This window comes from Cupriavidus campinensis, assembly GCF_905397395.1.
Lineage (GTDB): Bacteria > Pseudomonadota > Gammaproteobacteria > Burkholderiales > Burkholderiaceae > Cupriavidus > Cupriavidus campinensis.
On sequence record NZ_CAJPVH010000090.1, the window covers coordinates 1 to 12,826 of the forward strand.

13 protein-coding genes and 1 pseudogene are annotated in these 12,826 nt (G+C 68.4%); 6 read left to right on the plus strand and 8 right to left on the minus strand.

Annotated features, from left to right (window positions below; all coding sequences use genetic code 11):
- A partial coding sequence (locus KHO18_RS26730; protein WP_211944198.1) for a glycosyltransferase family 4 protein occupies positions 1-958 on the plus strand: 958 nt, incomplete at its 5' end.
- A 25-nt stretch (positions 959-983) separates the two neighbouring features.
- Here KHO18_RS26730 and KHO18_RS26735 read toward each other — a convergent pair.
- The 3 genes from KHO18_RS26735 to KHO18_RS26745 form a co-directional block, all read right to left on the minus strand.
- Positions 984-1,928 (minus strand): glycosyltransferase family 2 protein, encoded by a 945-nt coding sequence (locus KHO18_RS26735; protein ID WP_144201110.1) that lies wholly within the window; start codon positions 1,926-1,928, stop codon positions 984-986.
- A 172-nt stretch (positions 1,929-2,100) separates the two neighbouring features.
- Positions 2,101-2,991, minus strand: a complete 891-nt coding sequence (locus KHO18_RS26740) for a helix-turn-helix transcriptional regulator (RefSeq protein WP_144201112.1) — start codon at positions 2,989-2,991, stop codon at positions 2,101-2,103.
- A gap of 901 nt (positions 2,992-3,892) precedes the next feature.
- Positions 3,893-4,192, minus strand: a complete 300-nt coding sequence (locus tag KHO18_RS26745; RefSeq protein ID WP_144201116.1) for a YXWGXW repeat-containing protein — start codon at positions 4,190-4,192, stop codon at positions 3,893-3,895.
- A gap of 747 nt (positions 4,193-4,939) precedes the next feature.
- On the opposite strand from KHO18_RS26745, the gene KHO18_RS26750 reads away from it, so the two are divergent.
- From KHO18_RS26750 to KHO18_RS26760, 3 genes are all read left to right on the plus strand, one after another.
- Positions 4,940-5,077, plus strand: a complete 138-nt coding sequence (locus tag KHO18_RS26750; protein WP_186296946.1) for a hypothetical protein — start codon at positions 4,940-4,942, stop codon at positions 5,075-5,077.
- A 51-nt stretch (positions 5,078-5,128) separates the two neighbouring features.
- Positions 5,129-5,572 carry a cyanase gene (gene cynS, locus KHO18_RS26755; protein WP_092294258.1) on the plus strand — a complete coding sequence of 148 codons (444 nt, stop codon included), beginning with the start codon at positions 5,129-5,131 and terminating at the stop codon, positions 5,570-5,572.
- A gap of 122 nt (positions 5,573-5,694) precedes the next feature.
- Complete coding sequence (locus tag KHO18_RS26760; protein ID WP_244845123.1) at positions 5,695-6,378, plus strand: class I SAM-dependent methyltransferase; 684 nt, start codon at positions 5,695-5,697, stop codon at positions 6,376-6,378.
- A 21-nt stretch (positions 6,379-6,399) separates the two neighbouring features.
- Here KHO18_RS26760 and KHO18_RS26765 read toward each other — a convergent pair whose 3' ends face one another.
- The gene (locus KHO18_RS26765) at positions 6,400-6,564 is read right to left on the minus strand and encodes a hypothetical protein (RefSeq protein WP_186296947.1); all 165 of its coding nucleotides are present in this window, start codon (positions 6,562-6,564) and stop codon (positions 6,400-6,402) included.
- A 311-nt stretch (positions 6,565-6,875) separates the two neighbouring features.
- Between KHO18_RS26765 and KHO18_RS26770 the strand changes: the two genes are divergently transcribed.
- Entirely contained in the window at positions 6,876-7,622 is a 747-nt protein-coding gene (locus KHO18_RS26770) for a phosphoribosyltransferase (RefSeq protein WP_144201118.1), read from the plus strand.
- On the opposite strand, the gene KHO18_RS26775 is transcribed toward KHO18_RS26770, so the two are convergent.
- The 4 genes from KHO18_RS26775 to KHO18_RS26790 form a co-directional block, all read right to left on the minus strand.
- Positions 7,557-8,081: a LeuD/DmdB family oxidoreductase small subunit gene (locus tag KHO18_RS26775; RefSeq protein ID WP_144201120.1), complete on the minus strand. Its 525-nt coding sequence runs from the start codon at positions 8,079-8,081 to the stop codon at positions 7,557-7,559. The two genes, KHO18_RS26770 and KHO18_RS26775, sit on opposite strands and share 66 nt — an antisense overlap.
- A 69-nt stretch (positions 8,082-8,150) precedes the next feature.
- Complete coding sequence (locus tag KHO18_RS26780; RefSeq protein ID WP_144201122.1) at positions 8,151-9,470, minus strand: 3-isopropylmalate dehydratase large subunit; 1,320 nt, start codon at positions 9,468-9,470, stop codon at positions 8,151-8,153.
- Entirely contained in the window at positions 9,467-10,429 is a 963-nt protein-coding gene (locus KHO18_RS26785; RefSeq protein ID WP_377732480.1) for a tripartite tricarboxylate transporter substrate binding protein, read from the minus strand. The genes KHO18_RS26780 and KHO18_RS26785 overlap by 4 nt, the downstream gene beginning before the upstream one ends.
- A gap of 199 nt (positions 10,430-10,628) precedes the next feature.
- Positions 10,629-11,408: a GntR family transcriptional regulator gene (locus tag KHO18_RS26790; protein WP_144201126.1), complete on the minus strand. Its 780-nt coding sequence runs from the start codon at positions 11,406-11,408 to the stop codon at positions 10,629-10,631.
- A 694-nt stretch (positions 11,409-12,102) separates the two neighbouring features.
- On the opposite strand from KHO18_RS26790, the pseudogene KHO18_RS26795 reads away from it, so the two are divergent.
- A pseudogene (locus tag KHO18_RS26795) lies at positions 12,103-12,826 on the plus strand (hypothetical protein); the annotation flags it as partial.

The window sequence follows — 12,826 nt, forward strand, 5'->3', positions numbered from 1 at the left end:
CGGCCTGCTGGCGCTGCCCTCGCTGGTGCGGCGCGTGGCCCGGCGCGCGGCGTGCGCGGACGTGGTCTACGCCAACACGCAGCGCGCCATGGCGGTTTGCGTGCTCGGCAAGTGGCTGCACCGGCGCCCGGTGGTCTGGCACCTGCGCGATATCGTCGATGACAGCTTCTTCGGCCGCACCCAGCGCATCGCCATTCGCCTGCTGTCGCGCGGGCTGACCCGGGTGATCGCCAACTCGCAGGCCAGCGCGGATGCGTTCCGCGCGCTGGCCGGCAACGGCGTGCCCATCGAGGTGGTGCACAACGGCATCGACCCCGCGCCGTTCGACGCCGCACTGCTGCGCGACCGCCTGGCGCTGCGCGTGGCCAACGGCCTGCCGTCCACCGGGCTGCTGGTCGGCCTGTTCGGCCGGCTGACGCCGTGGAAGGGCCAGCGCGTGCTGATGGAGGCCGTCGCGCGCATGCCGGGCGCAACCATGGTGCTGGTGGGCGCCCCGCTGTTTGGCGAACACACTTACGAGGCAGCGCTGCGCGCGCGCGCCGCCGAGCCGGATCTGGCCGGGCGCGTGCACTTCCTGGGCTTCCGTGCCGATGTGGCCGAACTCATGCACTGCATGGACGTGGTGGTGCATGCCTCGGTCTGGGCCGAGCCGTTCGGGCGCGTGGTGGTGGAGGGCATGCTGGCGGCGCGTCCCGTGGTGGCCACGGCGGCGGGCGGCGTGAAAGAGATCGTCGATGACGGCGAGACCGGCATCCTGGTCTCGCCCGATGACGCGCCGGCACTGGCCAGCGCCCTGACCCGGCTGGCCGACGAGGCCGAGCGCGACCGGATGGGTGTCCGCGCGCGCGCGGCAGCGGTGGCGCGCTTCTCCCCGCTGGCCATGCTCACGGCCGTGGACCGCATCGTGGCCGACGTGGCACGCCGCGACGGTGTGGCGCAGGACGCGCCCGCCGTCTGACCTCCCTTTCCTGATTATCTGGATATCAGCGTGGCGTGACAGTCGCCGATTCGGCGGCGATCGGCGTCACGCCGCCGGTCGTGCCCGCACCACGCGCATGCCGGTGGATATAGCCGCAGGCCAGCCGCGTGGTGCGCCACGCCTCGGCCACGCCGCGCAGCCCCTGCTGGCGCACGTTGTGGGCCAGGTTGTGGGACACGGCCACCATCAGGAACACCGCGGCCTTGGCCGGGCGGCGCTCGCTCCAGCCATAGCGCTTGAACGTGGTGTAGATGCGCGAGGCGTGCAGGAACGGCCGGTAGTAGTCGCGGTTGGCCGGCGACGGGAAATGGTGATTGGCCGCGCTGGCCAGCCATTCGATGCGGAAGCCGTGCTTGAACACCGCCCGGCTGGCCAGGTCGATCTCGTCGTAGCCATAGACCAGCTGCTCGTCGAAGGCCACGTGGTCGAACAGTTCGCGCGGAAACACGGTGCTGTTGATGACGATCGAGTACATGCGCTCGCCGCAGCGGTAGTTGTGCTGCTGGAAGCCGAGGAAGGCGCCCTTGTGCGGGCGCACGCGCTCGCCGTGGCAGACCTCGGTGCCGGTCAGGATCAGCCGGTTGGCCGGCCCGCCAGCGGCCACGTGGTGCACCTGGTCGTCGAGCAGCCGTTCGGCCATCTGCTGGAGGAAGGTCTCGCCCAGCGTGGCGTCATCGTCGATAAACAGCACGTGCGTGCCCGTGGCGGCGGCCAGGGCGCGGTTGCGGTTGGCGCAGAGGCCGCGGCGCGGCCCTTCGACGTAGGTGATGGCCGGGAACTCGCCCAGCATCATGTCGCGCGTGCGGTAGTCGGTGCTGTCGTCGGAGACGATCAGCTGGTGCACGGGCGTGGTGGAGGCCTGGACCGATTGCAGCGCGCGGCGCAGGTCGTCGGGCCGGTTTCGCGTGCAGATGCACAGCGAGAACGTCGGCAGGAAGCTGGCTGACATGGTGATTTCTCCCGTCGGGCTGGTGCCCGTATCGTCGTTTGCAGCCTGTGCGGCTGTCTGCGTCAGTCTGGGAGGCGCGGCTGGCGGGGTCTGTACGCTCGCTCACCCACTCCCTGCTCCCGGGGTGCCCGCGCCTGCGCGCGGGGGCTCCGGGAGGGGGGGCGAACGCGGCTCAGAGGCTGGGCTGCGTGGGGAACGATGCGTCGCGGCGTACCGCCGGCGCCGCACGCGTGGCGCGCTCGTCGCCGCTGACCCAGTCCAGCGTGGCGCCGCGCTGCAGCGCGGCGTAGACCGCTTCGCCCTTGTTCTTGACCTTCAGGCGCTGGTACAGCGTGCAGGCGTGGCTCTTCACCGTGGCCACCGAGATATTGAGCATGCGGCTGACCGTCTTGATCGGATAGCCGCGCGCCAGCAGCACCAGCACCTCGTACTGGCGCGGCGTGATCTTGAGCATCTCGGCTTCGTCGTAGCTCGGCTCGTCCTCGGTCAGCGGCTGGGCCGTGGCACGCAGGGCGCCCATCGCGGCGCGGGGCGTGACGGCGCAGGCGGCCAGCGCGTGCGGATCGGTCTGTACCGTGGCGGTCAGCGGCAGCGGCGCGGCCGAAGCCAGGGACGTCGTGGCCGGCAGTGCCGAGCGCGAGGCGGCCGGGGCGGTTGCCATGGCGGCCGGCACGGCATCGCCCGCGAACATCAGGCCCTGCACGCTGGAGACGGCCAGCCGGATGGCGGCTTCGATCACGGCCAGCGAGGCCGATTTCGGCAGGCAGCCGCAGATGCCCCGCGCGGCATCCGCCGTGGGCGCATGCAGCGGCAGCTGGTCGGACAGCACCAGGATGCGTTGTGGCGCAAGCCGTTCGCGGGCCAGCTCCAGCTGCGTCCAGCCGGCGAACTCGTCGGCGGGCATGCCGAAGACCAGCAGGTCGGCGTTGCGGTAAGGGGTATCCAGTTTGCCGATGTCGGCCGGCGCAAGCGCCAGTACGTGTCCGGATTCCTGGATGGTTTCGAGCATCTGCAACAGCCCGAGGCGGAGCAGCGGATGCTCCTCGATCAGCAAGGCGTTCATTATTCTTCACTCCCCGTTTGGCGGGTGAGATGCGGGCGCTTTGCTTAAGGGAATGTCACCGGCAGGGCGGCCACCCGTGACAGGTGCCGCGAAAACCGCTTGAACCCCGTGCTTCCGTGTCAGTCGATGTCCAGTTGTTAGATTGGACTTCCCGCGCGACCGGAAGGTTGACCCGAACCCTAACCCGAAAAAAAATCGCTCCTAAATTCGGCTTAAATTCATCTTATGGGCTGGTTCATCTGAAAGCAAGAGGGTGGAATTCAGCGTCTGCTGAGGTGGAATGAAAACGAACTCATAATCCATGGCTAAACCGAGCCATGCCTCATGCGTTTGGGCGGCGATGTTCGCCAAGCGCCATCTGGAACGGGCTGGCCGGTCCGTTGCAGGCCTGAAACAGGGGGTCCCCAATATGTTTCACCACTGCAACCATATTGAATAAAAGGCGCACGATAAATGGAGAAAGCTCACCCGACTGGGGGGTGCGGCATTAACGGATGGCTGCTTTATGCGCCAATTTTGAAACCATTACAAAATCACTGGCGGATGGCGGCATGGGCAGTTCTCCTTTCGTGGGGAGTCTCGTGGCCTAGTGCAAAAGGATGAGAGTGAAATCCCACCTCCGGAGGAAAGTAATCAGGGGTGTTAAGGGGGCGGCGCCCGGCTTGCCACCCACCTTCGTGGGGATACACCCCACCTCCCGGGGGAGGGCTGAAAGCCTAATGGCCAAATGGACTTTGGGCCGAATCGGAAAAGGAAGGGAAGCGGAAGCGGAAACGGAAACGGAAACGGAAACGGAAACGGAAACGGAAACGGAAACGGAAACGGAAACGGAAACGGGCCGGACCACATGCCCATGGTCCGGCCCGTTGCCGTCAGTCAGTCGCTACGCTCGGCGTGCGCCTCAGCGCGCCCAATGCCCGGGACGCCTGACCCAGCCGTGCGGGCCATGCACCCAGCGGTCCGGCACGTAGCGGTAGCCGGGGCGCGCCGTCTGGTAGTAGCCGCCGCGCCAGGCGTAGTTGCCCTGCACGCGGTCATAGTGGCCGGGCACCCAGACCTTGCCGGGCCGCGGCGCCGGGCGCACTTCATGGCGCGGCGGGGGCGGGCGGTCGTCATAGCCATGGGCCTGGGCGGGCGACATCAGCCCGAAGGCACTCCCGGCGGCAAGGACGGCGGCGGCAAGCATCAGTTGGCGTTTCATGGTGGTTCTCCTTCTACCGGATCATCCGGTCGGGCAAAGCAGGCTGTGGATGTGGGGTTGTGCGATGAAGTCCGACGCCGTGGCCGATCGGCCGATCAATAGCGGCCGCGGTCGTGGTAGTGGTAATGGCCGCCGCGCGGCGGCACGACGATGCAGGCCGAAAGCAGGGCGCTCGTGGTGGCCAGCAAGAGGGTCAGGGCGATGGCGCGTTTCATGTTGGGGACTCCGTATGCGATTCGCTCGGTGGCGGTTCGCGTTGAACACGGCTTCACTGTAGCGACGCACCCCCGCTCCGCGCGGTTGCACTTGTAAGGCTGTCTTCGCGCCGGATGCGGCGAAAACGCCTCCCGAAGGGCTTCGCCCATCGCCCGCCAGCCCTTGTCTGGCAAGGCCTGGCGGCGAAGTGACGCCTACGCCCGCGCCGCAGTCTGCGGGCAGGCCCAGGGTAATGTGGCGTTACATCGGAAATGTCTGCTGCAAAGATTTGCCATGGCAGCGGGGTGCGCCGGGCCTCGATCGAGGCTGTCGTCCTTGATCGAGGCCGCCACGTTTGGCGCAGAAACGGGTACGCTTCAACCTGTGCGCCCCGCGCGGCGGGCTTCCCCGCAACGGTGCGCACCCCGCGCCGACGCCCTCGGCGGTCTCCGAAAACGCCCCACGGTGCGTCATCGGCGGGCCATCCGGGGGCCGCGCGCGTGGCACGAAGCTTGCGCCAGTCTGTTTGCCGTATTCCCGAGGGAGGACGTCATGCCGGTCATGTTCATCGTGCTGATCCTGCAGGCGCTCGAAGGCCTGAGCCCGCTGTCGGTGCCGCGTTTCGCGCGGATGCAGTTCGAAGACAGGGGCGATGCCGTCGCGGTCATGGAGCGCTCGAGCATGCCGTGACCCCATCCGCCGTTCTCTCCGGGGCGAATTCCAACGACCAACGGAGGGAACATGAATCGCAGTGACGTGACCGATCTGATCATCGAAGCCAAGGTCAGGCGCGGGATTTCCTGGGCGCAGGTGGCCGAGCGCGTGGGCAAGAGCAAGGAATGGACAACGGCCGCGTGCCTGGGCCAGATGGTGTTCGACGAAGCCGGCGCCCGTGCCGTGATGGAGATCTTCGACCTCCCCGCCGAAGCCGAGCCCTGGCTGCGCACCGTGCCGTACAAGGGCTCGCTGCCCACCCAGGTCCCCACCGATCCGCTGATCTACCGCTTCTACGAGCTGGTCAGCGTGTACGGCACCACCTTCAAGGCGCTGATCCATGAGGAATTTGGCGACGGCATCATGAGCGCCATCGACTTCCGCATGGACCTTCAGCGCGAAGCGGACCCCAACGGGGACCGCGTCCGCATCGAGATGTCCGGCAAGTTCCTGCCCTACAAGACGTATTGAAGGGCGCCGGGGCGGGCAGGCCGCCCCGGCATTTCCGTGTGTCGGATCGCACAGAGGCCGCGCGCCTCCCCTCGCCAGAATGCAGGAAACTGCCATGCGGCAATGCTGGGGAGACACAGGCCATGCAGATCACCTACGACAAGCAGACCATCAACGCGTCCAACCCGCTGGCGCGCTTCGCGCACCGGAGCCGGATCGCGCTGGGTCTCGGCATGGTGTCCGCCCGCTGCCCGCACGGCGGCACGGTGGTGGACTTTGGCGCGGGGCCGGGGCTGTTCCTGCACCGGCTCGGGCAGGCGCGGCCTGACCTGTCGCTGGCCGGACTCGACCCCTACAAGACCCCGGACTACCCCGAGATCCGCTATCTGGCGGAGATGGACGCCCAGCCCAGTGACTCGGTGGATATGCTGACCGCCTTCGAAGTGTGCGAGCACCTCTATGCGGACGAGGTGGACACCTTCCTCGACGACGCCCTGCGCATCCTGCGCCCCAGCGGTACGCTGATCATCTCGGTGCCGGTGATGTACGGCGTTGCCATCGTGCCGAAGCTGCTCAACGGCATGGTCAGCGAGCGTACGTTACGCATGGATCACACGCCGGGCGAGGCGCTGCGGGCGCTGGTGGGACTGCCGGTCACGCGGCCGGACAATCCCCGCCATACCCACAAGGGTTTCGACTTCCGCAAGCTGCGTGCGCAGGTGAGCACACGCTTTGACGTGGAAGCCGAATCCACCAGCCCGCTGCGTCAGCTGCCGTGGTGGCTCAGCTCGCAATACTTCATGATCTGCCGGCCACGCGAGGCTTGATCCACAAGCTCCGGCTCAATCTCAGCCGAAGAACTCGTTGTAATAGCGGGTGCAGTGGCCGGATTGCCGGAAGGTGTAGGGCAGTTCCGCCATGGCGGCTGCGTCGAGCGAGCCGAAGGGGATGTCCAGGTCCAGGTCGGGATGGGCGGTCTGGTCGTCGGTACGGGAGGTCTGTTGCGGATTCACGGTAACGCTCGCTCAAGTCGATGGCGCGTTCTGGGCGCCGGGATGTCTGGAAGTTCGGTGGGCGGGATCGCCGCCACGGATTGCATCCTACCCAAGCCATGCGTGCGGATCATCGGCGCGCGCCTCAAAACACTATTTCACGATCGCCATCAATCGTCGTGGGCTATCGGGGCGATAGGGTCCACCCTTCCCCCAGAAAGCGCCGCCGCCTTCCCGTGACGGGTCTATAGTGGGCTGGGGAGCCGCACCGTCGCGGCGCCCATCCCCTTCTGTTCCCTTCCCCTCACCGCCAACGCCTGCGGGAGCACGCCATGACACTACCGCCGTGCTATGCCGACCGCCGCGAGGCGGGCACCTATCTGGGCCGTCACCTCGCGGAACACGGGATGGGCCATACCGATGATGGCCAGCCGGTGCTCGTGCTGGCGCTGCCGCGCGGTGGCGTACCCGTGGCTTTCGAGGTGGCGCGCGCGCTGGATGGCAAGCTCGACGTGCTGCTGGTGCGCAAGATCGGCGCCGCCGGCTATCCGGAACTGGCGCTGGGCGCGGTGGTGGAGGGCGATGCCAGCGGCGGCGAGCCGCATACCGTGGTCAATGACGATCCGTGGGCGCGCCGCTCGGTGGAGTCCGGCGCCTTCGACGCCGAGCGCGGCCGCCAGCTCAACGAGATCTGCCGGCGCCAGCAGCGCTACCGCGGCGGGCAAGCCGTCACGCCGATGCAGGGGCGCCAGGTGATCGTCGTCGATGATGGCGTGGCTACCGGCGCCACCATGCGCGCGGCCCTGCTCGCGGTGCGGGCCGCCGGCGCGGCGCGGGTCGTCGCGGCGATCCCGGTCGGGGCGGCGGACGGGCTCGATACGCTGCGCGAAGTGGCCGACGAGGTGGTATGCCTGAAGACCCCGGACAGTTTCGGCGCCGTGGGCGCCTTCTACCTCGACTTCACGCAGACCAGCGACGAGGAGGCGCTGACGCTGCTGCGCCAGGCGCAGATGTCAGCCATTCCCGGCACGGGCAGCCAGCCGGGCCTTCAGGTGCGGCACCAGCCCACCCGCCCGTAGCAGCGCGCGCAGGAAGTCCGGCATCGGCTCGCACGCCAGGTGCGTGCCGTCCTCCAGCCGGATGCGCGCGCCGTCCAGGTCCAGCGTGGCGCGCGTGCCATCGGCCAGCAACGCCGCCTGCGCGCACACCATCACCGGCAGGCCGAGATTGAGCGCGTTGCGATAGAACAGCCCCGCGAAGGACGGCGCGATGACGGCCGCCACGCCCAGGTGGCGCAGCGCCTGCGGGGCCTGCTCGCGCGAAGATCCCATGCCGAAGTTGTTGCCGGCCACGACGAGGTCGCCGGGGCGCACGGACGCCGGAAACTCCGGCCGCAGCGCGGCCAGGCAATGCTGGGCGAGCACATCGATGCCGGCCTTCATATAGCTGCCGGGCGCCATGGCGTCAGTATCGACATCATCGCCAAAGCGCCAGATCCGGCCAGCCTGCGGCAGGGAGAATTCGGGGGCAGGGGGCATGTGAATCGTGGTCTGTCTTCGGTTTTCTGGTTCTTTTTGGGGACGACGGAAACGACGGAAACGGCGTGTTCAGGCGAGCAGCGTGCGTGGGTCGGTAATGCGCCCGGTCACCGCGCTGGCCGCCACGGTCAAGGGGGAGCCCAGCCAGACTTCGCTGCCGGCATCGCCCATGCGTCCCGCGAAGTTGCGCGCGGTGGAGGCGATGGCGTGGCTGCCGGCCGGGAAGCGGCTCGCGCCATAGCCGGCGCAGGCGTTGCAGGCGTTGGGCAGCAGGGCCGCGCCGGCATCGGTCAGCACCTGCAGCGTGCCCTCGCGCGCGGCCTGCTGCTGGTCTCGCAGGGAGGCCGGGGCCACGCGCAGCGACACGCCTGGCGCCACCTTGCGCCCGCGCAGCACGCTGGCGGCCAGGCGCAGGTCTTCGAGCTTGGCGCCGGTGCAGGCGCCCAGGTAGGCAATCTCCACCGGCTGCCCGGCGCAGGCTTCCACCGGCGCGCTGTTGGCCGGCGAATGCGGCGCGGCCACCTGGGGCGCGAGCGTGCTGGCATCGAACCGATGGGTGGCCCGTACCGGCGCGCCGGCATCGCTGCGCAAATAGCGAATGTCGATGGCGGCCAGCGTGGCGGCATCTACGCCGGCTTCGGCCAGCCATGCCAGGGTGGTGGCGTCCGGCGCGACCAGCCCGGTCTGCGCGCCCAGTTCGGTACTCATATTGCAGAGGGTCATGCGCTCCTGCATCGGCAGGGCGGTGACGGCGGCGCCGGTGTACTCGATGGCCTCGTAGTGGCCGCCGGCCATGCCGAGCCGGGCGCACAGGAACAGCATCATGTCCTTGGCGCAGACGCCGGTGCCCAGCGCGCCGCGCCAGTCGATGCGGATGGTCTGCGGCACGCGCAGCCAGATCTCGCCGGTGGCCAGCACGCCGGCCATCTCGGTGGCGCCGATGCCGAACATGTAGGCGCCGAACGCGCCGCCGGTGGGCGTGTGGCTGTCGCCGCCGACGATGAAGCGGCCCGGCAGCACGTGGCCCCGCTCGGGCAGTACCACGTGGCAGATGCCCTGGCCATCGATAAAGTTCGAAATACCGGCCTCGCGGACCCAGTCGCGCGTGAAGCGGACGATGGCCTCCGCGTCGGGGTCGGCGGCCGGCACGTAGTGGTCGGTCACCACCACGAAGCGCGAGGGGTCCCACACCTTGACGCCCAGCTCGCGCAGCAGCGGCGCCACGCGGCGCGGGCCGCTGGAGTCGTGCGCCATCGCCAGGTCGACCTGGCACATCACCACCGTGCCCGGCGTGACGTGCGCCACGCCAGCAGCGCGGGCGACGAGCTTCTGCGCCAGCGTGGCCGGCGGGGGCGCGGGAGGCTCGGCGTGGTCGCTCGGGCGCGTCATTCCGGCTGGGCTCCCGAATACTTCACCACGCTGGCCCAGCGCTTCACGTCCTGCTTGACGAAGGTGGCGAAGGCGTCCGGCGCCATCGCGCTCGGCTGGGCGCCGTCGTTCTCGAGCCGCTTGCGTACCGCTGGCGACTCCAGCCCGTGGCGCGCGGCCTGATACAGCGCCTGGGTCACCTCCGGCGGCAGGTTGGCCGGCCCGAACAGGCCGAACCACGCGCTGGACTCGAAGCCCTTCACCGTCGCGCCAATCGGCTGCACGCCCGGGAACTGGGGCAGCGGGCCGGGGCTGGTCACGCCCAGCACCTTGAGCTTGCCCGCCTTCACGTGCTGGGCGACGTTGAGCGTGCTGGCGAACATCAGGTCCACCTGCCCGGCCAGCAGGTCCGTGATGGCCGGCGTGGTGCCCTTGTAGGGGATGTTGACGATGTAGGTGCCGGTCATCATCTTGAACATGTCACCGGCCAGATGCACCGACGAGCCGACCGAGCCGATGCCGAAATTGAGCTTGCCCGGCTCGGACCTGGCCAGCCGGATCAGCTCGGGGATGTTGTTGGCGGGCAGTTTCGGCGTGGCCACCAGCACGCTCGGCACCGTGGCCACCAGCGTGATCGGCGTGAAGTCCTGGATCGGATCGAACGGCAGCTTCTTGTAGAGCGTGGCGTTGATGGTATGGCTGGTGAAGCTCATCAGCAGCGTGCTGCCATCGGCCGCGCTCTTGGCCACCATGTCCGCCGCGATATTGCCGCCGGCGCCGGGGCGGTTCTCCACCACCACCGGCTGGTCCAGCGACTGCGACATTTCCTGGGCGATGGTGCGCGCCAGGGTGTCCGTGGTGCCGCCGGCCGGCGCACCCACGAGGATGCGGATCGGCTTGCCGCCGGCTACCGCGGCGTGCGCGCCGGCGGGCAGGGCGAGCGCCACGCACAGCGCCGCCGAGGCCGAGGCCGAAGCCATCAGCGCGGCGGGGATGCGGGAAAACAGGCGGTGGACAGGGCGAAGAACAGCAGCGCGGGCGGGCGGACAGGCAGGCTGGCAGGCGGGCTGGTGCGCGCGCGGGCGGACGACTGGCATGACGGTAGCTCCTCGACAGTGTGATCAGGAGTGCGCAGTATCGCCCGGAATCTGCCGCGCGCGGCAGTGGACAAGAGGGGGGTCAGTCGCGCAGGCCGGTGCGGGTCTCGTTTTCCACCCACACGTTGGCGCTGTCTCCGCCCATTGGCGACAGGTCCATGCGGTACTCATAGCGGTCGGGCCGGTACTGGCCCAGCAGCAGCTGCACCGGGCGGCCGGCCTTGTCCAGCACCACGCGGCGCACGGCCAGCAGCGCGCCACCCACGGGTACGTCCAGCAGCGGGGCCACCACCACGTCGGCCAGGCGCGCGGTCAGCACCTGGCTGGCGCGGCCAAGCTCCACGCCGGCGGCCTCCAGCAGGCGCAGGATCGGCGTGCCTTCCAGATCCTTGCGCTGCAGCGGGCGGCCCAGGTCCACGGGCAAATAGACGGTGATATGCGAGAGCGGACGGTCGCGGTAGTGGCGCACGCGCACGATCTTCACCACGGGGTCGCCCGGCTCGAGCTTGAGCGCCTCGGCCACATCGGGGGTGGCGTGCACTTCGTCGATCGAGATCACCTTGACGGCGGTCTTCTCGCCCATGTCGATGATGTTACCGAGCAGGCTGGTGGTGCGCTCCTCGGTGGCGGCCGGCTTCACCGGATGCGGGTTCACGAAGGTACCCAGGCCACGGTGACGCCGCACGAGACCTTCCTGCACCAGGCGGTCGAACACGCGGCGCATGGTCACGCGGGAGGCGTGGAACTGCTTGGCGAGGTCGATCTCGCCCGGCAGCGGGCCCTGCCCGAAACGGCCTTCCACGATCTGCTGGCGGAGGACTACGTAAATCTGGTGATACAGGGGAACGACGGCTTCACTCATGGTTTCCCTTGCGGATGCGCTGACAAGTCCTAGACGAGACTAATGTACGTTAAATCAGACATAGAGCCTAGCATGAAACAGGCCGGCGGCGCTCTGCGCACTCCGCGCCCCCGCATTTGTTGCGGTCCCGCATCGTCGGCGCGGCGCGCGCAAGAAAGACGTGCCGCCGGGCGGGATTCCCTCTGAAAGCCGGTGCTCACGTCGCACTGACACGGCCAGTTGGGGCGGGATTCCTATCAGGGATTGCAATTCTTGACATATCCGACACTTCGCACAGGCCATGTGATTGCGTAGCGGTCACCTCGCGTGGGCTGTTTCACCACCGCAACGGGCCGCGGCACTGCGGGGTTCCCCTAGGCGCCACGCCAAGCTGCTGAAAACTCACGGTTTTTTCCGATTCGCACGGAGCGCCCACGCCGCCATGCGGCTAGCGGTGTCTCAACGCTGTGACATGTCTACTGCGGTTCACAGCATCGCAGCATCACCGGCGATGGGTTGCCGCGCGAAAAGTTCCCGGTCACCGGGTTGTAGCCCTTGTATTTCAAAGGATTACACGGCACGGCGCGCCCGCTGGCACTGTTTGTGCGCAAGGGGAGGCTGGTCTGGTCCCGTGCCGGACCTGAACCTCCAGCCGATGTTCTCGAGAGCGCCGGCCGGAGGCTGAGCCGCAGCACAAACTTCCTGGGAGCATCGTATGAAAAAGACTTTACTGGCGTCGGCGATCACACTGGCCTTCTTTGGTAGCCAGGCCTATGCGAACCCGACAACCAACAATGACTCGGGCGAGGGCGACAACACGCAGACCGCCACCGCAACCGCCACGCAAGGCGACGGCGCAAATGCCAACGAATATTCCTCTGCGACTCAGGACAACAGCACCACTACCACGAACAAGACTTCCAACAAGACGGCCACGCTGACGCTCAACAAGACGTCCACCCGCGTCAGCACCCGCGTTCGCCAGAGCGTGGATGGCTACGGTAACGCAGCGGCGGCCAACGGCGGCACGGCCACGTCGTCGATCGCCAATTCCTTCAACTCGACCAAGGCCATCGCCGTCAGCCGGCTCAGCGGCACGGTGTCCGGCAATACCATCAGCAACATCGGCAACTATGCAACCAACAGCGGCAATGCCAATGGCGCTGCGGGCGGTGCGGGCGGCCGTGGCTATGGCGGCACGGGTGAAGGCGGCAGCGGCGGCAATGGCGGCAACGGCGGCAACAGCGGCAATGGCGGCTCGGGCGGTTCGGGCGGCTCGGCCACCAACGGCAGCGCCTCGGCTGGTGATGCCAGCAACGGCAGCGCAACCGCCGGCAACGGCGGCCGCGGCGGCAACGCCAGCGGCTGGGCCGGTGATGGCGGCAACGCCCGCGCGAGTGGCGGCAGCTCCCTCAGCGCCAGCCTTGGCGTGGGCGGCC